Raw genomic sequence first — 20,262 nt, forward strand, 5'->3', positions numbered from 1 at the left:
AACTCTCCAAAAAGATGTTTGATTGCTCATAAAATAAATAAATCAAGAATTAACTGGCATGTATTTTGTTCAGTTTTCAAAGATCAATTTCTTTAGTGTCGTTTTAGCGACTTTATTATTATATCAATTATCCCCTACGTTGTCAACAGTGTTTTAATTTTTTTATTCAAGCTGCACTTAGCTATTTAGCCTTGGTTAACAACGGAATATAAATATACCACCTCTCTTTCGACTGCGCAAGCTATTTTTTATTCCCGCCTCCATTAATAGAAATAATGACAGTTATTAAATAGCCTCGCTAGTTCTTCTTTTGCCGATTTTCTATATAATTTCTATATAAATAGATAAAGCATGCCCTTATTTCTTAAAGATATACAAAAAGAGGTTTAGCAGCTTCAAAACAGGGAATAATAAGAAAACCACTTATTTCAAACAACCGGACAAAAAATTTACAAAGGGGGAGATAGAATGGCAATAAAATGGATACAAATGACGGGAGGATCTCTTCTTTCAGCAGCTATTATTGCGACAATGATTTTTGCAGGATAACTTCTTCTAGTGAATTTATTGGCTAATTGCACAAAAAGCCTGCAGACTATCGCCTGCAGGCTTTTTGTTATGGAGCATAGCGGGCTCGAACCGCTGACCTCTACACTGCCAGTGTAGCGCTCTCCCAGCTGAGCTAATGCCCCGTTAGAATTCCTAAACAATATTATATTCTTTTCAAATGAAATTTCAATACTTTCGTTATAAAAAGTTAAAAACTTCTTCTAAGGAGAAAACATACCATGTTCCAATACTTGTATCATAAGTTTGTGGAAGCTCCTATATTAATACGTATTTTCGGCATTGCTGTTTTCTTTATCACTTTTTTCGGCTTTGCTATCCACTTTATTGAGCCCGAAACCTTCCCTACCATCTTTGAAGGCATTTGGTGGGCTGCGGTAACTGCTTCGACAGTCGGATTCGGTGATTACGCGCCGGTTACCACAGCAGGAAGAGTTCTGGGTATAGGACTTATCTTTATTGGTGCTGGTTTTCTATCCGCTTATTTCATTAACTTAGCTGCTGTTGCCGTTACTTCGCAAAATTCTCTTCGGGAGGGAAGAACAATGTATACAAATAAAAACCATTTAATCATCGTTGGCTGGAACGAACGGTCGAAAGAAATTATTGACCACCTAAAATCGCTATCTTTTCCACGCCACATTGTTCTTATCGATGATTCTTTGCAAACTAACCCTTACTCCGAGGACATTGTACATTTTATCCAAGGCAACCCTCATCATGACAGCACTTTAAAGAAAGCAAACCTGTCGTTTGCTTCCACAGCTCTCATTACAGCTGACCAAAACAAAAATGAAGCCTATGCAGATATGCACTCCATCTTAACGCTTGTTGCTATGAAAGGAAGCAACCCTGCTCTTCGATGCATCATTGAAATTCTAACCAATGAACAGGTCGTTAATGCAGAACGAGCAGGGGCTGATGAAGTGATTGAAACAAATAAGCATTCCAGCTCAGTTATGCTTAACAGCATTCATGAAGCGGGCACTTCGTCCTCTCTCCAGGAGTTGTTGGATCCACTGAACGGCGGCTACTTAAAACTGGTTGATCCTCAAGAAGAATGGAAAGGGCTGCCTTTTGGGGAATTGGCCATTTCTCTTTTGCAGGAACGCGTGTTGCTAATCGGCATTCAAAGAGGAAAAGAAACGATAATCAACCCTCCACTCTCTTGCAAGATAGAAGCAGCTGATGAACTGCTGGTCATTAAGCATTAATCACGTTCTCCGCTTCTTCAAGCAGGCGCTTGGCCGTGATCACATATCGGTCCGGCACTTGTCCATCAGGATCCTCTGGTGCAGCAAATTGATTGAGTGATCCGCCAATGTTGCCCGGTGAGGCGAATTCATCAATCCCTCTTTGATAGATATGGGCAAGTACAAACGGAGAACCCAGCTGCACAACAACACCTGGAGAATCAAGCTGTCCTTCAACCGCCCTAAAAGGCAGCCGTAGAAATTGATAGCCCTCTTCACTGCTCATTTTATAATCAAAAAAGCCATGATCGTATTCCCAGCCGCCGCCAATGGCATAACCGAGCGGCTTTAACTTTCGTTCCAGTTCATGCAAAGGAAAAGCTTTTCCTTCAAGTGTGGAAGTCAATTCAATCATCTTTGCATCTCCTCTCTTTTTCCTTTAGTATCCCCACCCCTCCAAAAAAATTTCTCTTAAATGCAGGGTTTTTCAGGCCGTTCTTTAAAGAGCCGCCTGCAATATACTTAATACCCTGTCCCTATTCATCGGGTAAAAGCGTCCAAATTCTCCCCTGCGCATTACTTGATCTGCCACTTCCTCAAAACAGCTATTGTCAATCCCATAATCCGCAAGTCTCGACGGAGCACCAAGCTCACTCCAAAATTCCTTCAGCCTATCGATCCCTTCTTGACCGATTTGCAGGTCCGATTTTCCGCTCTCCTCTACTTTAAACACCTCAACCGCAAATCGCTTAAAACGATCAGGATGTGACGCTAACGCGCGTTCCATCCAATGAGGAAACAGGATAGATAAACCTCCTGCGTGAGGAATATCATAAATACCTGACAGGGCATGCTCAATTACATGAGACGTCCAATCTCCTCGATATCCTAAGTCGAGCGTCCCATTTAAAGCAGAAGTGCTCGCATACATCAACTTGGCCCGATAGTTATAATTCTCTGGTTCCCTTAAAAGCAAAGGCGCAATTTGAATAAGCTCCCTAAGAAGCACCTCACTAAATCCATCCTGCAGCTCTGTGTTTTCAGATGTACGGAAATATTTTTCCATAATGTGACACATCGTGTCTACGACACCGAACACTGTTTGCTCTCGAGGCACAGACACTGTATAAGCTGGATCACATATCGCAAATTTAGGGAAGATATGCGGGCTGTGCCAATCAATTTTCTCTTTCGTTTCTTCATTATTAATGACAAGACCGTTATTCATTTCAGAACCAGTAGCTGCCAGGGTTAGGACTACCCCTATCGGAAGTGCCTCTTTCACTTTTCCAGCCTGTGCAATCAGCTCCCACACGTCCCCTTCATACAGGGCTCCTGCAGCAATAGCTTTTGCCGTATCAATGACACTTCCTCCGCCTGCAGCTAAGATCAAGTCGATCTTTTCTCTTCTGCATAACTCTATTCCCTTCCGCACCGTCAAAAGTCGCGGGTTCGGCTCCACTCCCGGCAGTTCGGTCACTTTCTTCTCTAGGCGCTGCAACACCTCAATTACATCATTATATACCCCATTATTCTTTATACTGCCGCCTCCATACACAAGAAGTACATTCTTGCCTAAAGAAGCCGCTTCCGCCTCCATTCGCTTAATGGAACCTTCTCCGAAAATCCATTTGACCGGATTATAACGAATAAATCGATGCATGTTCTATCTCCTCCTTATTACTCCCTTTCTATTATCCACATTAAAAATTACTTTTTCAAAATTTTTGATAAACAGCAATAAGACCAGTGACTAAATCACTGGTCTCATGATAAGGGAGGCTATTCATTCATTTAGCTGTTATCTAATTATACCCATCCTCTGAATTTAGAAGCTTCGGCAGTTCTGCGGACGCCGACCATGTAAGCAGCCAAACGCATATTAATTCCACGTGTTTGAGCTGTTTCATACACATTGTTAAAGGCTTCTGTTAACGTTCTGTAAAGCTTCTCATGTACTTCTTCCTCTGTCCAGTAGTAACCTTGGTTATTCTGTACCCATTCAAAGTAAGAAACCGTTACACCGCCTGAGCTTGCCAGCACATCAGGAACAAGAAGAATGCCACGGTCAGTTAAAATTTTAGTTGCTTCTAGGGTTGTTGGCCCATTCGCTGCTTCTACTACGATGGAAGCTTTAATATTGTGAGCATTTTCTTCTGTAATTTGGTTAGAGATGGCTGCTGGCACTAGGATGTCGCAATCAAGCTCTAACAATTCCTGGTTTGAAATTGTATCTTCGAATAGAGTCGTGATTGTTCCAAAACTATCCCGACGGTCAAGCAAGTAGTCAATATCTAAACCGTTCGGATCATGTAAAGCACCGTAAGCATCAGAAATTCCAATAACTTTCGCCCCTGCGTCATGCATGAATTTAGCTAAGAAGCTTCCAGCATTCCCGAACCCTTGAATAACGACACGTGCACCTTCAACATCAATGCCGCGTTTCTTGGCAGCCTCTTTGATACAGATCGTTACACCTTCAGCGGTAGCTTTGTCTCGTCCATGGGATCCGCCAAGCACGAGCGGCTTGCCTGTAATAAAGCCTGGAGAGTCGAATTCACGGATTCGGCTGTACTCATCCATCATCCAAGCCATAATTTGTGAGTTTGTGTATACATCCGGAGCCGGGATGTCTTTTGTTGGACCTACCATCTGGCTGATCGCACGAACATAGCCGCGGCTTACACGTTCTAGTTCTCCCATAGACATTTGACGCGGGTCACATACGACTCCACCTTTTCCTCCGCCGTATGGCAAGTTAACAATTCCAGCTTTAAGCGTCATCCACATGGATAATGCTTTTACTTCTTCTTCATTTACGTCCGGATGAAAACGCACGCCGCCTTTAGAAGGGCCCGCTGCATCATTATGCTGTGCTCTGTAACCAGTGAAAACCTTTACAGAACCATCATCCATACGTACAGGGATGCGCACAGTCAGCATACGAAGCGGCTCTTTTAGAAGATCATACATTTCCTCTGTGTAGCCCAATTTTGTCAAAGCTTCTTTAATAACATCCTGAGTTGATGTGAATAAATTTAGATTTTCCGACATTTTGAATCTCGCCTCTTTTATTATTTAATCATTAGTTCGCGCTAAGCACTTGTTGAATTCGCTCAATTGCCCAATCTAATTCCTCTTTTGAAATAACTAGCGGAGGAGCGAAACGGATCACTGTTTCATGTGTTTCCTTACAAAGAAGTCCTTTATCTTTTAATTCTTCACAGTATTTACGCGCCGGCTCAGTTAATTCTACCCCAATGAATAAACCTCTGCCGCGGATTTCCTTGATAATAGGATTGTTAATTTCTTTCAGTTTGCCCATGAAGTATTCGCCTAATTCAAGAGAACGGTCAGCTAGCTTTTCTTCTTCAAGAACATCTAAAGCTGCAAGGGAAACGGCACAAGCCATTGGGTTTCCTCCAAAAGTGGAACCGTGGGAGCCTGGGTTAAATACACCAAGGATTTCTTCATTTGCTACAACACAAGAGATCGGGAATACTCCACCTCCAAGTGCTTTTCCTAGGATATACATATCCGGCTCGAAACCTTCCCATTCACATGCAAACATTTTACCTGAACGCCCAAGACCCGCTTGAATTTCATCAGCAATGAACATGACATTGTGTTCTTTACAATATTCGTAAGCCGCTTTCATAAAGCCTGCTGGCGGAATATTGATGCCTGCCTCCCCTTGAATAGGCTCAATGATGAAAGCAGCAGTATTAGGGGTGATGGCTTCTTTAAGCGCATCCAAATCACCATAAGGTACTAGTTTAATACCTGGAAGCATTGGACCGAAACCGCGCTTATACTCTTCATCGGATGACATGGATACAGCTCCCATTGTACGCCCATGGAAGTTACCTACGCAAGCAATAATTTCTGCTTTTCCATCTTCAATGCCTTTTACATCATAGCCCCAGCGGCGGGCTGCTTTGATCGCTGTTTCTACAGCTTCTGCTCCCGTGTTCATCGGAAGAGCCATTTCCTTGTTTGTTAATTGACAAACTCTTTCATACCAAGGTCCAAGCTGGTCATTGTGGAAAGCACGCGATGTTAATGTTACACGATCCGCTTGATCTTTCAAAGCTTGAATGATTTTCGGGTGACGATGCCCTTGGTTCACTGCTGAATAAGCGCTAAGCATATCCATATACTTATTTCCCTCTGGGTCTTTTACCCAAACGCCTTCCGCCTCAGAAACAACGATTGGCAATGGTAGATAGTTTTTTGCCCCGAACTTTTCCGTTTGTTCAATAACCTTCTGTGATTGATTGTTATTCGCCATTAGGTTCCCCCCAAAATTAAATAATTTCTCATTGTAAGAGCCTCCAAGATGGAGGCTCCTCCTATTACGAATCTGTCTCGCCTATTAAAAAGCTTCAGAAGTTGTTTTAGCCTGCATGTGAAGCTGCAAGTAGTCTGGTCCCCCGGCTTTTGAATCCGTCCCCGACATGTTGAATCCGCCAAATGGCTGGTAGCCAACGATCGCGCCTGTACAGCCGCGGTTGAAATAAAGGTTACCTACGTGGAATTCTTCACGAGCTTTTTCCATGTTCATACGGTTCTTCGTAATCACAGCTCCTGTTAAACCATATTCTGTGTTGTTTGCAATTTCTATTGCATGATCAAAGTCTTTGGCTTTTGCGAACGCAACGACTGGACCAAAAATTTCTTCCTGCATCAAGCGCGCTTGCGGGTCTACATCTGCTACGATTGTAGGCTGGATGAAGTATCCTTTGCTGCTATCGCCTGTTCCACCCGCTACGATGCGGCCTTCTTCCTTACCGATTTCAACATAGCTCATGATTTTATCAAACGCCGCTTGGTCAATAACCGGTCCCATGTAGTTGTTTAAGTTTGCAGGATCGCCCACTGTTAATTCTTTTGTTAATTCAATGGCACGATTCAGCACTTCATCGTATACATCTTCTACGATAACTGCGCGGGAGCCTGCAGAACATTTTTGTCCAGAGAAACCGAATGCAGATTTCACGATAGATTGAGCTGCTAGTTCAAGGTCCGCTTCCTTATCCACAACGACTGTGTCTTTACCGCCCATTTCAGCGATCACACGCTTTAACCAAACTTGACCCTCATTTACTTTGGCCGCACGTTCGAAAATGCGCAGGCCTACATCGCGAGAGCCAGTGAATGTAATGAAACGCGTTTTCGAATGATCCACAAGGTAGTCGCCCACTTCTGAACCGCTTCCCGGAACGTAGTTTAACACGCCTTTAGGAAGACCTGCCTCCTCAAGAACTTCTGCAAATTTCGCAGCTACAACCGGTGTAGTAGAAGCTGGCTTTAATAGAACCGCGTTACCTGTAACGATAGAAGCGACTGTTGTACCAGCCATGATAGCGAAGGCGAAGTTCCAAGGAGAGATAACAATACCTACACCAAGCGGAATGTAGTTATAACGGTTATCCTCGCCTGGGCGGCTTTCTACTGGCACGCCATCTTTAATGCGAAGCATTTGACGTCCGTAGAATTCCATGAAATCGATTGCTTCTGCTGTATCCGCATCTGCTTCATTCCATGGTTTACCCGCTTCTTTTACTAATAACGCAGAGAATTCGTGTTTACGGCGACGTACGATCGCAGCTGCTTTGAAAAGAACGTCTGCCCGAATAACTGGATCTACTTTTTTCCAGGACTCGAAAGCAGTAAGTGCTTCCTGCATGGCTTTCTCGGCAAGCTCTTGATTTGCTTTTGATACACGCCCAATGACTTCTTCTTTATTTGCTGGATTGTAAGAAACGATTTTATCCTCAGTGGTAACTCTTTCTCCACCAATGATTAAAGGGTAGTCCTGCCCAAGATAACCTTCAACAAGCTGAAGTGCTTCCTCAAAGGCTTTTCTATTTTCTTCTTTCGAAAAGTCTGTAAATGGTTCGTGTTTATAAGGGATCAAAATCGTTCCTCCTTCATCATTGTGAATTCTTAATGATAAACCAATTAGCGCAATGATTTTTTGCACTAATTAAATACCTCACATTTATATAATGCAAAATTTTGTTGCTATTTTCAAGTGTTTTTTTTTAAAATATAATTAATAGTTGCAAAAGGAGGATTCTATGGACGCAAAAGATTTAGAATCACTGCTGACGATGTACAAAGAAGTCGTCGAAAAAGTCGACCTCGGCATCCATGTTATTAATGTCAACGAAAAGACCATTATTTATAATAAAAAAATGCGTGAAATTGAAGGAATGGACATTAAAGACGTTTTAGACAAAAACTTACTGGATGTTTTCCAATTCGGCCCCGCTGAAAGTACATTGCTGCAAGTGTTAAACACAGGTGAACATATACAGAACGTGAAACAAACTTACTTTAATAACAAAGGACAGGAAATCACAACGATTAACCATACCTTTCCGATTTACAGGAATGGCCAGCTGATCGGAGCAATGGAGATTGCGAATGACGTTACCAAGCTCGAGAAAATGATCCAGGAAAATATGTACAAAAAAAGCGATACCCGCTATACGTTTGACCTAATCCTTGGAAAGAATGAGCAATTGCTGGAGGCAATAGAAATCAGCAAGCGGGCCACTCGTACGACCTCTTCTGTTTTAATTACTGGAGAAGGGGGCACGGGCAAAGAACTATTTGCCCACAGCATTCATAACGGCAGCAACCGTTCCACTAAACCCTTTCTTTCTCAAAATTGCGCCGCTTTGCCGGACGCTCTGTTAGAAATGCTCTTTTTTGGCACAGAGGAAGAAGAGACTGACTCTTTACCAGGTATTTTCGAGCAAGCTAATGGCGGCACCGTCCTCCTCGATGAGGTGGACTCTTTAAGTCCTGCCCTGCAGACGAAACTGTTGAAGGTTATTCAGGAAAAGAAGGTACGGCGAATCGGAGGATCGGAGGACATTGATATTGATGTGCGAATCCTTGCGACGATCAATGAAGATCCGATAGATGCCATTTCAGCCGGAAAGCTTAGAAAAGATTTATATTATAGGCTTAGTGTCATTTCTATCTTCATCCCTCCTCTAAGAAAAAGAAAAGAAGATATAGAAGAATTGGTTGCTTCTTTCATTGAAAAATACAACCACTTATTTGGAATGAATGTGGAAGGTATGGATGAGGAAGTAAGGGCAAGCTTCCAAAAGTATGACTGGCCCGGAAATATAAGCGAACTAGATCATGTTATCGAAGGATCTATGAACTTAATGGGACATGATGAGGCCATCCTTATGTATAAACATCTGCCAATCCAATTTCGCCAAAAGTCAGAAAATGGGCGGCATTATGCCCTTGGAGAGAATATAGAAGAATTTCTTTATCAGCCGGGCAAACCGATTTTGCCTTTAGAAGATTTTATGTATGAAGCGGAGACATACTATATCAAGAAAGCCTTGCAGCACCACGGTTTTAACATTACGAAAACGGCTAAAGCACTCGGGATGAGCCGGCAAAATTTGCAATACCGGATGAGAAAATATAACATCGACAAAAACGAATAGCTGATACAGCAAGAAAGGGAGCCCCTCATCAGGAGCTCCCTTTCTTGCTTTTTATAAAATCTCTTTGCTTTGCTGCATTTCACGTTCTTCTAACTCTTTTACTTGTACATCTGTTAAACGTTCCACTTTCCAGCCTAAAAATGCCATGATAATACCGATAATAGGTACCGCATAGTTTAGAACCGCATACGGTGCATAGGCAAATGGATGAACAGCAAGTGTCGACAGGATAAATACACCGCATGTATTCCACGGAATAAATGGAGAGGTAACAGTTCCTCCGTCTTCAAGAGCACGCGACAAGTTTTTCGAATGCAATTTTTTGTCACGGTATGCTTGTACATACATACGTCCTGGCAAAAGAATAGAGATGTATTGCTCAGATGCTGTAGCATTTGTCAGAAAAGCTGAAGCGATAGTAGAAGCAATTAAGCTGCCGGCAGATCGGGCTATTTTTAAAATTTGGTTAACGATAGCTCTAAGCATGCCTGTTTGCTCCATTACGCCCCCGAATGTCATAGCTACAATAGTCAAAGAGACCGTGTACATCATCGAATCGATGCCTCCGCGGTTAAACAGCTCATCTACCATAGCATTGCCAGTTTCAATCGCAAATCCGTCGTGAAGTGTATTCACTGCGTCCGCTACGTTCCCTCCTTGAACAAATACATGACAGGCCCAGCCAAGAAACACACCAACAGCTAGAGCTGGCAAAGCCGGGACTTTTTTAGCCACAAGAACGACTACAATAACTGGAACAAGCAAGAGCCATGGGGAAATGACAAAATTCTCTTGGAGCGTCGCTAAAATATCATTGATTTGTCCACTGTCTACAGTAGAACCGCTGAATTGGCGTCCAAGAAAATAGTACGCGGCGAGCGCAATGACTAGCGCCGGGATCGTAGTGTAAAACATGTGTTTAATATGTTCAAATAAATCAGTACCCGTAATCCCTGCTGCAAGGTTCGTCGTGTCCGAAAGCGGAGACATTTTATCTCCAAAATAAGAACCGGAGATAATAGCTCCAGCCACCATTGGTGCAGGAATACCCATACTCAAACCAATTCCCATTCCAGCCACACCGATTGTTCCCATAGTTGACCAGGAGCTGCCGATTGCTAGCGTGACAATAGCACAAATAATACAGATAGATAATAAAAAGAATGATGGCGTAATAATTTTTAGCCCGTAATAAATCATCGTCGCTATGATACCGCCGCCAATCCAGGCGCCGATAATCAAGCCGACCATAATAATAATCAAAATCGCTGGCAACGCAAGACGAATTCCCTTATATATCCCCTCTTCGATTGTCCCCCATTTATGACCTAAACGCCAGCCAATAATAGCAGCAACCGCTGCACCGACGATAAGAGGCACATGCGGGCTCCCCTCAAACTTGATAATGGTGATCGCCATCAATCCAACCATCACAATTAATGGAATGATGGCCAGAAAGAATGGCACCTGGATCTCCTGTTGTTTTTTCATTTCCGTCTCCTCCCGTCTCTTGATGAAAACCTTTTCATCTAATTATAAAAAAATAATCTAATCCCTTATTAACTGATAAATTAACTAATTTATCAGTTAATTTACTAGTTAAAATTACTATTCAATTATCACACAAATTGACTATTCAGTTAATTATAATCCTATTATACTTAAAAACTTTAAATAGTCATTATTATTTTGAAAAAATATTTATGTATTTTTTTGCAGCCAAACTTGTTTGCATGTACATTGAATTATTTTCTGTTACTTTCTGGTGCATCTGTACTGAAGAAAGAATCCCTTTTGATCTTCCAACAAAGCCTTCATCCTCTAAGTATAGTCGGCAGGAATAAAAAAAAGCATGAGGCTTCATCCGCTCATGCCTCATGCTTCAATTACTTATTCTCACCGGACTGTTTAATCCATTCTTGCAATTTGTCCTTCAGCGTATTAAAGCCCTCATTATTCTCGTCGAGCTTCAAGCGGCGTGCTGCCTGAACCGCAGATGGCTTCGCCTCTTCTGTTGCCCGAATGGACAAGCTGATCTTTCCTTCTTCCTCATTCACTGAAAGAACTTTCACCTTGACTTCTTCCCCTACCTGGAGATATTCGTGAATGTCTTTCACGAACCCGTGTGTTACTTCCGAAATATGAACAAGCCCTTGCTTGCCATCCTCTAAAGCAACAAATGCCCCATAAGGCTGGATGCCCGTTACCTTTCCTGTGATAATTTGACCTTCTTCAATTGGATTTGCCATCAAAACACTCCTACATATTAATTTCGTTATCTATCCATCATAACATTATAGCATATCTAATAAGAAATTTCTAAATATCACCCTTACTTCTCTACTCAGTGAAAAAATTTAGCTGTGACCTGCATAAAACCTGAGCAAACGGGAACAATATGACTAATCACACTCCCTATTCTCCCCCTGAATAGAGAAAAAGGCAGCCAGTTCGGCTGCCTTTTTTATGCTTCTCTTTTGCGCTGCTGAGCTTCTTCTGCAGCTATAATGATATCTTCAAGCGGCGACAGCCGTCCAAGTTCATCCTTGTAAACGATATGCTTACGCTCAAATTGTGTAGGGGACTCTAAGCCAGCAGCTGCTGCTAAATTATAAAGACCTTCCCGAAGAGATACAACATAGTTGCAAACGCGGTAATGCTTTTCTTCTACAACTAGTCCATCCTGTAATTTCTCATCTGTTGTAGCTACCCCCGCCGGACAAGTATTTGTATGGCATACTTGTGCCATAATACAACCCACGCTGATCATAAACCCGCGAGCGATATTGACAAGGTCCGCTCCCATAGCTAAGGCAATGGCAATCTTGTCAGGAGTGATCAGCTTTCCAGAAGCAATTAACTTCACTCGATCACGAACACCATATCTTTTCAGCATTTCATCTACCACCGGCAAAGCAGACATAATTGGCAATCCAACTGTATCAGCCAGCTCCTGATAAGTTGCTCCTGTGCCGCCTTCTCCGCCGTCGACGGTAATGAAATCAGGACCTTTCCCGCTCTCCTTCATGTAAGAGACCAAGTTTTCAAGCGCATCTAGATCACCGACCACAATTTTGATGCCAATCGGCTTACCGCCCACGGTGCGCAGCTGCTCAATAAAATCAAACATCGTAGGTACGTCCTCAAACTCATAAAACCGGTTCGGACTATTGATTGTTTTCCCAGGCTCTACCAGGCGGATAGCAGCGATCTTTTCTGTCACCTTCTCACCTTCTACATGACCACCTCGCGTCTTCGCTCCTTGGGCCAGCTTCAGTTCAAAGGCTTTCACCTGCTCCATCTCACTTTTTCGCTTAAATTCCTCCCAGGAGAATTCCCCGCTCGGCTTGCGTACACCAAATAAATCAGGACCAATTTGCATGATGATATCCGGGTTCCCGGCCAGGTGATACTCTGATAACCCGCCTTCCCCTGTATTCATCCATGTACCTCCGGCCAACCCAAGACCTTTAGATAAAGCAGTAATTGCTTTTTCCCCAAGGGCACCGTAGCTCATTCCGGACTGTCCGACCAACCCCTTTAACTTGTACGGCTTTTGACACGTATGCTCGCCAATAATTACTGCCTCATCATCCGTTAAGTAATAGGGATCAATCAGCTTTTCCTCCCGATGCTCTTTACGGGAAAATAGATTCTCAGCATCAACTTTATACACCTTTGTCTTAATTTTCTCAGCATTATCGACCTTCAACTCGTCACGGTGCTTAGGAAACAGTGTATTGCGGATATAGAACCCCTCTTCGTCAAAGTTACGTTTCGAACCAAAACCAATTAACCGCTCCTTATATTTCCCGGACTTGACGATATCTTGAAATTCCTTTCTTGAGAACGGCTTCGCGTCGTTATCCGCATCGAATAAATATTGGCGAAGCTCAGGACCTATATGCTCAGCTAAATAGCGTACATTCCCAATCACAGGGAAATTGCGCAAGATGGAGTGCTGCTTTTGTCTATCATCCTTGATGTAAATATAAATAAATAATGCAATAGGTACCAGAATAAGCAACACAAGAACAACGATAAGGACTGTCATTAAAACAGAAGTTAAATTCATATGCCTCCCCCTTCATGCTTTCTATTCTTTTCATCGATTATAAGGATTGAAGTGCATCCGGAATCGGGGTGTCCCCGCTGGCTACATCGAACTTTTTATTGTAGGCTGCCTTCCGATCAAGCACGGCAACTAGCATAGCAGCCGTATCTTCCTTCGAAATGGTCGCTTCCTCAGCTGACAATTCTCGTGCTATGGTAACAGCTCCCTTTCCCGGTTTGTCTGTCATGCGCGCGGGCCGAACAACCGTGTACACAAGCCCCGTTTCTTCCAGCAATTCGTCAGGTACTCCCTTCGCACCAACGTTCTTGGTGCTTCCCCCCTGCTCTTCATTAGCTCGCACTGCACTCATCATGACGAACCGGTTTACGCCATGCTGCTTAGCCTCTTGAATGGCATCTGCTACCGCCTCATGGTCGACTAACACCGTCTTGCCGGCCCCGGTATTCGGGCTGCTATCAGAAAGAAATATAATGGCTTCGCAGCGGGCATACCCCTCAATAGCCTGGTCACCAGCATATACCTCTGCAGCACCTGCTTTTCTAATATCCTCCATCTTGTTCTTTGCCTGAAGTACAGCAGCAGCTTCGTGGCCATGCTTAACAAGCGAGCGAATAACAAACTCACCCACTTCACTATCAGCTCCGATGACAAGCACCTTCATACAGCTTCCCTCCCTATAGATTTTTTGCTCTATTCATCCTCCTTTTCCACTCCTTTCTTTTTTCAAACCTGTTTGCCAGCTGACTTACAGAAGGCTCTCCGTACAAAAAAAGAGCGCCTTATTTTAGGCACTCTTTTCCCGCTTTACAATTCAATATTACTTATTAACAAACCGGTCAATTCGTCTTACCGCCTCTTGCAGCTGCTCCATGGAAGAAGCGTAAGAGCAGCGGACAAACCCTTCTCCGCCTTTTCCGAACACGCTTCCTGGAACAACCGCTACCTGCTCCTCTTTCAAAAGCAGCTCTGCAAATTGATCCGATGTATAACCTGTGCTCTGAATGGAAGGGAACACGTAAAACGCTCCGCCTGGCATGAGACAATCCAGCCCAATCTCATTAAAGGACTGGACAATATAATTGCGGCGTCGGCGGTAATCTTTCTTCATCTCTTCTACATCACTCATTCCAGACTTTAATGCTTCAAGAGCTGCATATTGAGCAGGCGTAGAAGCGCACATCATCGCATACTGATGGATTTTTAGCATGGCTGCCGTTAACTCCGGCGGCGCACACACAAAACCAAGACGCCAGCCTGTCATCGCAAAGCCTTTTGAGAAGCCGTTGATCAGAATGGTACGTTCTCTCATCCCATCCAGGCTAGCGAAGGACGTATGCGGAATATCGTAAGCCAGTTCTGCATAAATTTCGTCCGCAACGACAATCAAATCATGCTCCTCTACGATAGCCGCAATAGCTTTTAAATCCTCTTTATCCAGCTGGGCACCTGTTGGATTATTAGGCGAACAAAGCAAAAGCGCCTTTGTTTTTGAAGTGATCGCTTCCTTTAGCGCCTCTGGCTGTAGTTTGAACTGCTCTTCTCCTCTGGTACCTACCGTTACAGCTTTACCGCCAGCCAGCTCCACCATCGGCACGTAAGAAACGAAACATGGTTCTACAACTACTACCTCATCACCTGGGTCAAGAATAGCTCGCATTGCTAAATCAATCGCCTGGCTCGCTCCAACTGTCACAATGACTTCTTCCGTTGCATCGTATGTGACATCAAAGCGATGGTGTATGTAGCTCACAATTTCTTCACGCAGCTCCAGTAGACCTGCATTCGCTGTATAGGAAGTGAATCCTCTTTCAAGAGATAGGATCGCCGCTTCACGAGCTGACCAAGACGTCACGAAATCAGGTTCCCCCACCCCGAGGGAAATGACTCCTTCCATCCCTGCAGCTAAATCAAAAAACTTCCGGATGCCGGATGGACGCATGGCCTCTACCGATTTGGCAACATAACTCTTCGTGACTGGCATTATGGTGACACCACCATTCTGTTATCCGTTTGTTTATCTTCAAAAATCTTTCCGTCATGCTTATATTTTTTTAGTTGGAAATGCGTTGTCGTAGATACTACTTCTTCAAGAACCGATAATTTCTCCGAGACGAACCGGGCTACTTCCTTCATAGTTCTACCCTCTACCGTTACAGATAAATCATAAGCGCCCGACATTAAGTAGACGGAGCTTACTTCTTTAAACCGGTAAATCCTTTCGGCTGTTTCATTAAAGCCGACTCCCCGCTTCGGTGTCACCTTCACGTCAATCATAGCTGTCACGTGCTCAGAATCTTCCACCTTCGACCAATCAACCAGCGCGGTGTAATGAACGAGCACTTTTTCTTTTTCTAACCGTTTAATCATGGACTTGACAGCTTCTTCATCTTCGCCAATCATCTTGCTTAGATCGGCAGGAGTTAAACGAGCGTCTTTTTCTAAAATCTCAAGAATCTCTTGTTCTTTCTTGTTGATTTTCACAATAAGTCCTCCAAATGTTTATTAAATAATACAATTATAGCAAAAAAAGCAGGGGATTAAAGGAGTAAAGGAAATATTTTTATGAACAACAGGGTAGTTTTTATAGTAAGAGGAGGGACAAAAATGAGACGTGAACAGACCATTAATGGGATCCGGCTTTCTTATGAATGGCTGCCTTGCCCTGGCAGCACCCGCACAATCGTGCTTTTGCACGGCTTTTTATCCTCCTCCTTCAGCTTCCGCAAGCTTATCCCGCTGCTTCGTGGGCACTTTTCCGTCTTAACGATTGACTGGCCGCCTTTTGGCTATACCGAAAGACCAAGGTACTATACATATTCTTATGAAAACACAGCAAAAACGTTAGCCTCCTTCATTCAGCAAATGATAAGTGAACCGGTTACCTTAACCGGTCACTCCATGGGAGGCCAGCTCGTACTGCAGATCCTTAAGCATTCTCCCAGCTTGGCTGATCAGGCCATTCTCCTATGTGCCTCAGGCTACATACCAAGGGCCAAAGGCCGCTTAATTGCCGCCAGCTATCTGCCCTTCGCAGACTTTTTCGTTAAAAGGTGGCTCGAAAAAAGCGGAGTAGAGGGCAACTTAAGAAGAGTCGTATTTGACCAGGCCATGATTGACGAGGAAATGATTCAAGGATACAGTCACCCATTTGAGACACGTGCCATTTTTAAAGGGCTTGCCCGTTTCCTTCGTCACCGAGAAGATGATTTAGCCAGCGAAGAATTGCAGAAACTGCAAACTCCTTGTCTGCTCATTTGGGGGGAGCACGACCGCATTGTACCCCTTTCTGTCGGCAGACGGTTAGCCGCTGACCTTCCGAACAGCCGGATAAAGATCATCAAAAAAGCCGGTCATCTTCTCCCGGAAGAAAAGCCAGAAGAGACAGCCAGGCTGATGAAGCAGTTTATTTCTCAATCATAGTTCGCAAGCAGCGTTATTCTTTATATGAAGCAGCCGCAGAGCTACCTCTTTGCAGCTTGAGAGCGGCACCTTCTCTTCGAAAGAAAACTCATAAATTTCCTGGATTTTGCTGGCCAGCTGACCGGGATTATCCGTCTGATGAACCGCCTGAATGGCATCGGCCGCCTCCGTGTCGTAGAAGCCGGCTCCGACCTTAAAAGGATCCCATTCCCGGAGAATACGCTGCAGCTCGATATTTGTTTCAATGTCTTTGTTCACTCGCTCTTCCTCCTTGCTCGCAAGGCAAATCATTGCCCTTTTCACTAGAAATACTTTACCATGAACATGTACTAATTGTCAGGATGGTGAAATAATGATGAATAGATTCGATGAAGTAATTAACCGTACAGGTACCAATGCAGTTAAATGGGACCAGATCAAAGCAGTATTCGGTGTGGAAGATGCCCTGCCGATGTGGGTGGCCGATATGGACTTTGCCGCCCCCGAAGCGGTTCAGCAGGCTCTTGTAGAACAGGCGAAACACGGAGTCTATGGCTATACCGCCATCCCTGATTCTACGAAAGAAGCGATCGCTGGCTGGATGGCAAGCCGGCATAGATGGACCATCCACACAGATTGGCTATTGTTCCAGCACGGCGTCGTGCCTTCTCTTGGCACCGCCATCGAGGCCTTCACGGATTTAGGGGATTCGGTGCTTTTACAGTCGCCTGTGTATACTCCGTTCTTTAACATGATTGAAAAAAATGGCCGCCTTGTCGTAAACAGTGAGCTTATCCTGCGCGGGAACCACTATGAAATCGACTTTGATGACTTTGAGGAAAAAGCAGCCCGCGAGGAAGTGAAGCTCTTTTTACTGTGCAGTCCGCATAATCCAGGCGGCCGTGTATGGACGAAAGAAGAGCTGACAAGGCTGGCAGAAATCTGCCAAAAGCATAACGTCCTCATCGTATCGGACGAAATTCATGGCGACTTAACAGCAGAGCCGCACAAACACACGCCTATCGCTTCTATAAAAGAAGAGTTTCAGGATGTAGTTATTACCTGCATCGCTCCAAGTAAAACATTTAACCTGGCCGGGTTGCAGGCATCTGCGATGATTGTACCAAACAAAGCAATCCGTGCTAAGCTTCAAGGCGTGTTGGCGAAGCATGGCTTCTTCACGCTGAATATGATGGGTGTTGCCGGTATGGAAGCTGCTTATCGTGAAGGCGGCCCATGGCTGGATGAATTAATTTCATACATTCGCGGCAATGTCCAGCTTGTAAAAGAGTTTGTGGAACGCGAACTGCCTGAATTAACGGTGATTGAACCTCAAGCAAGCTATTTAATATGGATTGATTGCCGAAAGCTCGGACTTAGTGATGAAGACTTGATGAAAAAGCTTTTGATGAAAGGAAAGCTTGCTCTTAATCAAGGCTCCAGCTACCGGTCTGGCGGCGAGGGCTTTATGCGTATGAACGTAGGCTGCCCGCGTTCCATTGTAGAGGATGGTCTGCAAAGATTGAAAAAAGCCCTTTCTCCTTCAGCTTCTCAAGATGAAGAGTGAGAAGCAGACCTTCCGCCGATGCATACCCGTATAAGCTAAATAAAGAGGAAAAACGCCCAGCAAGCTAAGGCCGCTGGGCGTTTTTTCGTCTTTATACTCCTTGTTTGTTCCCCCATACAAATGTATGAAGCTGAGGAAGAACACGTACATTTTTCCAATCGGCATCACTCATTACCTGATCAATCAGCCACTCGTACCGGTTCACCAAATAGGGTAACAGAGCTGAGGAGTCCTGTTCACTCAACTGACCATTCCCTGTTTGTAAAAAGAAGGGAACCTCCGGGTAAAGCTCATGCACCTTTTTAGCAAAGGACAAATCTTGCTCATCGAAAATAACAACCTTTAGGCTGACTGCCTTTTCTCTTTTCTTGAGCTTTCCGATGATGGCTGTTAGCTGCTCAAAGTCTGTATCCATGCCTGAACTTGGCGGCTTTGGCGAAATAGTCAGGTCATCAATATCGTAGAACCAATCCTGCCAGCGGCTGCCCTGTGTTTCCAGCGCGGTCTGTACCCCCTCTTTCTTCAGCAATGCTGCTAAATCAGCTATTTGCGGCAAAAGAGCCGGGTTGCCTCCCGAAATTGTCACATGGTCACAAGACCGGCCGGCTAATCTTACCAGTTCCGACCAGGTTTCTTCTGGAGTCAGCAAGCGAATTTGATCTTTTGCCGACCCATCCCAAGTAAAAGCTGAATCACACCAGGCACAGCGGTAATCGCATCCTGCCGTCCGGACAAACATCGTCTTACGGCCGATGACTGCCCCTTCTCCCTGCACAGTTGGACCAAAAATTTCAAGAACCGGAATCTTTCTCATTAGAAGTCCTCTTTCCGCGGGCGGAACACAACATAGCTCGTCGGTGTCTCTCTTAGGAAAACCTGCAGGCAGCGCGGGCGGTTCGGCATTTTATTCAAAGCTTCCTGAACAATTTCCCAAAACTTTCTAGCCACGACTTCCGTTGTTGGGAAATCATCGGCAGTCTCTTCATTAAACGCTGTATCTTCATTTAACACCGTATGATCAAACCGCTTATGAATCAGATCTTTAATATCCTTAAAGTTCACTAAAAATCCCGACTCATTTAAATCGTTGCCCACGACTGTTACATTTACAAAATACGTATGTCCGTGAAGGCGGCGGCACACCCCTGCGTCTTCATGAGGCACATAATGAGCGGCGGCAAATTGAAAGTCTTTATTTAATTCATATCGGTAAGAATGGGCAGGAGCGGGGTAAATTTGCTGCATCATCTCACTTCTCCTCCTTTCTTGCCAAATAGGTTTGCAGACCGTTCTGGCGAAGCTTGCATGCTGGGCATTCGCCGCAGCCATCGCCTTTCACACCGTTATAGCAGGTCAATGTACGTTCCCTTACATATTCAAATGCACGAAGCTCATCGGCTAATTCCCACGTTTCCGCTTTATCAAGCCACATAAGCGGCGTGTGAATGACAAAGTTCGTATCCATGGACAAATTCAACGTGACATTCAGTGATTTAATAAATACATCGCGGCAGTCCGGGTAGCCGCTGAAATCTGTTTCACAGACGCCCGTTACAATGTGACGAGCCTCATACTGCTTCGCCAGCACAGCTGCAAAGGATAAAAACAGCAGATTTCTTCCTTCTACGAAGGTTGACGGCGGCTGTCCTTCCTTTTCAGTGATCTCAATATCCGAGCGAGTCAATGCATTAGGCGCAAGCTGGTTCAATAAAGACATATCCAATATATGATGCGGAACCTGTAAGTCCCGAGCAATATCTGCTGCACATTCCAGCTCCAGGCGGTGTCTCTGGCCGTAATCAAACGTCACGGCAATCACTTCAGCGAAGCGTTCCTTCGCCCAGAACAAGCAGGTTGTGCTGTCCTGCCCGCCACTGAAAACGACAACAGCTTTCTCATTTTTCATACTTTATCTTTCCTTCCTTCTGAAATGAGCTGAAAGAGGAAAGAGATTCTGGAACTGTAGCTCTACTATCT

At 44.3% G+C, this 20,262-nt stretch carries 20 protein-coding genes and 1 tRNA gene; 4 read left to right on the forward strand and 17 right to left on the reverse strand.

Annotated features, from left to right (window positions below):
- Nucleotides 1-619: 619 nt before the first annotated feature.
- A tRNA-Ala gene (locus tag QY97_RS12740) sits at nt 620-692 on the reverse strand.
- A 96-nt stretch (nt 693-788) separates the two neighbouring features.
- Here QY97_RS12740 and QY97_RS12745 point away from each other — a divergent pair.
- The gene (locus QY97_RS12745; RefSeq protein ID WP_039235057.1) at nt 789-1,781 is read left to right on the forward strand and encodes a potassium channel family protein; all 993 of its coding nucleotides are present in this window, start codon (nt 789-791) and stop codon (nt 1,779-1,781) included.
- Here QY97_RS12745 and QY97_RS12750 read toward each other — a convergent pair.
- The 5 genes from QY97_RS12750 to pruA form a co-directional block, all read right to left on the reverse strand.
- Nucleotides 1,771-2,175 (reverse strand): YugN-like family protein, encoded by a 405-nt coding sequence (locus tag QY97_RS12750; RefSeq protein WP_039235059.1) that lies wholly within the window; start codon nt 2,173-2,175, stop codon nt 1,771-1,773. The two genes, QY97_RS12745 and QY97_RS12750, sit on opposite strands and share 11 nt — an antisense overlap.
- Nucleotides 2,176-2,259: 84 nt before the next feature.
- Entirely contained in the window at nt 2,260-3,423 is a 1,164-nt protein-coding gene (locus QY97_RS12755) for an iron-containing alcohol dehydrogenase (RefSeq protein WP_039235067.1), read from the reverse strand.
- A 146-nt stretch (nt 3,424-3,569) separates the two neighbouring features.
- Nucleotides 3,570-4,814: a Glu/Leu/Phe/Val family dehydrogenase gene (locus tag QY97_RS12760; protein ID WP_039235068.1), complete on the reverse strand. Its 1,245-nt coding sequence runs from the start codon at nt 4,812-4,814 to the stop codon at nt 3,570-3,572.
- Between the two features lie 31 nt (nt 4,815-4,845).
- A complete protein-coding gene (locus tag QY97_RS12765; RefSeq protein ID WP_039235069.1) occupies nt 4,846-6,051 on the reverse strand; it encodes an ornithine--oxo-acid transaminase in 1,206 nt (401 codons plus the stop codon).
- Nucleotides 6,052-6,135: 84 nt separating this feature from the next.
- Nucleotides 6,136-7,683, reverse strand: coding sequence for an L-glutamate gamma-semialdehyde dehydrogenase (gene pruA, locus QY97_RS12770; protein ID WP_039235172.1), 1,548 nt, complete (start codon nt 7,681-7,683; stop codon nt 6,136-6,138).
- Between the two features lie 160 nt (nt 7,684-7,843).
- Here pruA and QY97_RS12775 point away from each other — a divergent pair, with 160 nt between their 5' ends.
- Nucleotides 7,844-9,244: a sigma-54 interaction domain-containing protein gene (locus QY97_RS12775; protein ID WP_039235071.1), complete on the forward strand. Its 1,401-nt coding sequence runs from the start codon at nt 7,844-7,846 to the stop codon at nt 9,242-9,244.
- Nucleotides 9,245-9,295: 51 nt separating this feature from the next.
- Here QY97_RS12775 and nhaC read toward each other — a convergent pair whose 3' ends face one another.
- From nhaC to QY97_RS12810, 7 genes are all read right to left on the reverse strand, one after another.
- Entirely contained in the window at nt 9,296-10,735 is a 1,440-nt protein-coding gene (gene nhaC, locus QY97_RS12780) for a Na+/H+ antiporter NhaC (protein WP_039235075.1), read from the reverse strand.
- A gap of 193 nt (nt 10,736-10,928) precedes the next feature.
- Nucleotides 10,929-11,108, reverse strand: coding sequence for a hypothetical protein (locus tag QY97_RS12785; RefSeq protein ID WP_039235076.1), 180 nt, complete (start codon nt 11,106-11,108; stop codon nt 10,929-10,931).
- Between the two features lie 22 nt (nt 11,109-11,130).
- The gene (gene yugI, locus QY97_RS12790; RefSeq protein WP_039235077.1) at nt 11,131-11,493 is read right to left on the reverse strand and encodes a S1 domain-containing post-transcriptional regulator GSP13; all 363 of its coding nucleotides are present in this window, start codon (nt 11,491-11,493) and stop codon (nt 11,131-11,133) included.
- Between the two features lie 215 nt (nt 11,494-11,708).
- Nucleotides 11,709-13,319: an FMN-binding glutamate synthase family protein gene (locus QY97_RS12795; RefSeq protein ID WP_039235078.1), complete on the reverse strand. Its 1,611-nt coding sequence runs from the start codon at nt 13,317-13,319 to the stop codon at nt 11,709-11,711.
- A 37-nt stretch (nt 13,320-13,356) separates the two neighbouring features.
- On the reverse strand, nt 13,357-13,980 hold the full coding sequence (locus QY97_RS12800; protein WP_039235079.1) for an NAD(P)H-binding protein: 624 nt from the start codon (nt 13,978-13,980) through the stop codon (nt 13,357-13,359).
- 156 nt (nt 13,981-14,136) lie between these two features.
- Entirely contained in the window at nt 14,137-15,300 is a 1,164-nt protein-coding gene (locus QY97_RS12805; RefSeq protein ID WP_039235097.1) for an aminotransferase, read from the reverse strand.
- Nucleotides 15,300-15,800 (reverse strand): Lrp/AsnC family transcriptional regulator, encoded by a 501-nt coding sequence (locus QY97_RS12810; RefSeq protein WP_039235099.1) that lies wholly within the window; start codon nt 15,798-15,800, stop codon nt 15,300-15,302. Before QY97_RS12810 ends, QY97_RS12805 begins: the two co-directional genes overlap by 1 nt.
- A 123-nt stretch (nt 15,801-15,923) precedes the next feature.
- Here QY97_RS12810 and QY97_RS12815 point away from each other — a divergent pair, with 123 nt between their 5' ends.
- The gene (locus QY97_RS12815; protein ID WP_039235102.1) at nt 15,924-16,739 is read left to right on the forward strand and encodes an alpha/beta fold hydrolase; all 816 of its coding nucleotides are present in this window, start codon (nt 15,924-15,926) and stop codon (nt 16,737-16,739) included.
- On the opposite strand, the gene QY97_RS12820 is transcribed toward QY97_RS12815, so the two are convergent.
- A complete protein-coding gene (locus QY97_RS12820) occupies nt 16,734-16,997 on the reverse strand; it encodes a DUF1871 family protein (protein ID WP_039235104.1) in 264 nt (87 codons plus the stop codon). The two genes, QY97_RS12815 and QY97_RS12820, sit on opposite strands and share 6 nt — an antisense overlap.
- A gap of 97 nt (nt 16,998-17,094) precedes the next feature.
- Between QY97_RS12820 and QY97_RS12825 the strand changes: the two genes are divergently transcribed.
- Nucleotides 17,095-18,285: a MalY/PatB family protein gene (locus tag QY97_RS12825; protein WP_039235174.1), complete on the forward strand. Its 1,191-nt coding sequence runs from the start codon at nt 17,095-17,097 to the stop codon at nt 18,283-18,285.
- Between the two features lie 91 nt (nt 18,286-18,376).
- Here QY97_RS12825 and queE read toward each other — a convergent pair whose 3' ends face one another.
- The 3 genes from queE to queC are packed head-to-tail and all read right to left on the reverse strand — an operon-like array spanning nt 18,377 to nt 20,191.
- Complete coding sequence (gene queE / locus QY97_RS12830; RefSeq protein ID WP_039235107.1) at nt 18,377-19,099, reverse strand: 7-carboxy-7-deazaguanine synthase QueE; 723 nt, start codon at nt 19,097-19,099, stop codon at nt 18,377-18,379.
- The gene (gene queD / locus QY97_RS12835; protein ID WP_039235109.1) at nt 19,099-19,533 is read right to left on the reverse strand and encodes a 6-carboxytetrahydropterin synthase QueD; all 435 of its coding nucleotides are present in this window, start codon (nt 19,531-19,533) and stop codon (nt 19,099-19,101) included. The genes queE and queD overlap by 1 nt, the downstream gene beginning before the upstream one ends.
- A 1-nt stretch (nt 19,534) precedes the next feature.
- Entirely contained in the window at nt 19,535-20,191 is a 657-nt protein-coding gene (gene queC, locus QY97_RS12840) for a 7-cyano-7-deazaguanine synthase QueC (protein WP_039235111.1), read from the reverse strand.
- Nucleotides 20,192-20,262 lie beyond the last annotated feature (71 nt).

The organism is Bacillus thermotolerans, assembly GCF_000812025.2.
Taxonomy (GTDB): Bacteria; Bacillota; Bacilli; order Bacillales; family Domibacillaceae; genus Quasibacillus; species Quasibacillus thermotolerans.

What these genes read in the sequence shown, in the direction of transcription:
- QY97_RS12745 (WP_039235057.1), top strand. Translation starts at nt 789, where the DNA reads ATGTTCCAATACTTGTATCATAAGTTTGTGGAAGCTCCTATATTAATA.
- QY97_RS12750 (WP_039235059.1), bottom strand. Translation starts at nt 2,175, where the DNA reads ATGATTGAATTGACTTCCACACTTGAAGGAAAAGCTTTTCCTTTGCAT.
- QY97_RS12755 (WP_039235067.1), bottom strand. Translation starts at nt 3,423, where the DNA reads ATGCATCGATTTATTCGTTATAATCCGGTCAAATGGATTTTCGGAGAA.
- QY97_RS12760 (WP_039235068.1), bottom strand. Translation starts at nt 4,814, where the DNA reads ATGTCGGAAAATCTAAATTTATTCACATCAACTCAGGATGTTATTAAA.
- QY97_RS12765 (WP_039235069.1), bottom strand. Translation starts at nt 6,051, where the DNA reads ATGGCGAATAACAATCAATCACAGAAGGTTATTGAACAAACGGAAAAG.
- QY97_RS12775 (WP_039235071.1), top strand. Translation starts at nt 7,844, where the DNA reads ATGGACGCAAAAGATTTAGAATCACTGCTGACGATGTACAAAGAAGTC.
- nhaC (WP_039235075.1), bottom strand. Translation starts at nt 10,735, where the DNA reads ATGAAAAAACAACAGGAGATCCAGGTGCCATTCTTTCTGGCCATCATT.
- QY97_RS12785 (WP_039235076.1), bottom strand. Translation starts at nt 11,108, where the DNA reads ATGAAGCCTCATGCTTTTTTTTATTCCTGCCGACTATACTTAGAGGAT.
- yugI (WP_039235077.1), bottom strand. Translation starts at nt 11,493, where the DNA reads ATGGCAAATCCAATTGAAGAAGGTCAAATTATCACAGGAAAGGTAACG.
- QY97_RS12795 (WP_039235078.1), bottom strand. Translation starts at nt 13,319, where the DNA reads ATGAATTTAACTTCTGTTTTAATGACAGTCCTTATCGTTGTTCTTGTG.
- QY97_RS12800 (WP_039235079.1), bottom strand. Translation starts at nt 13,980, where the DNA reads ATGAAGGTGCTTGTCATCGGAGCTGATAGTGAAGTGGGTGAGTTTGTT.
- QY97_RS12805 (WP_039235097.1), bottom strand. Translation starts at nt 15,300, where the DNA reads ATGCCAGTCACGAAGAGTTATGTTGCCAAATCGGTAGAGGCCATGCGT.
- QY97_RS12815 (WP_039235102.1), top strand. Translation starts at nt 15,924, where the DNA reads ATGAGACGTGAACAGACCATTAATGGGATCCGGCTTTCTTATGAATGG.
- QY97_RS12825 (WP_039235174.1), top strand. Translation starts at nt 17,095, where the DNA reads ATGAATAGATTCGATGAAGTAATTAACCGTACAGGTACCAATGCAGTT.
- queE (WP_039235107.1), bottom strand. Translation starts at nt 19,099, where the DNA reads ATGAGAAAGATTCCGGTTCTTGAAATTTTTGGTCCAACTGTGCAGGGA.
- queD (WP_039235109.1), bottom strand. Translation starts at nt 19,533, where the DNA reads ATGATGCAGCAAATTTACCCCGCTCCTGCCCATTCTTACCGATATGAA.
- queC (WP_039235111.1), bottom strand. Translation starts at nt 20,191, where the DNA reads ATGAAAAATGAGAAAGCTGTTGTCGTTTTCAGTGGCGGGCAGGACAGC.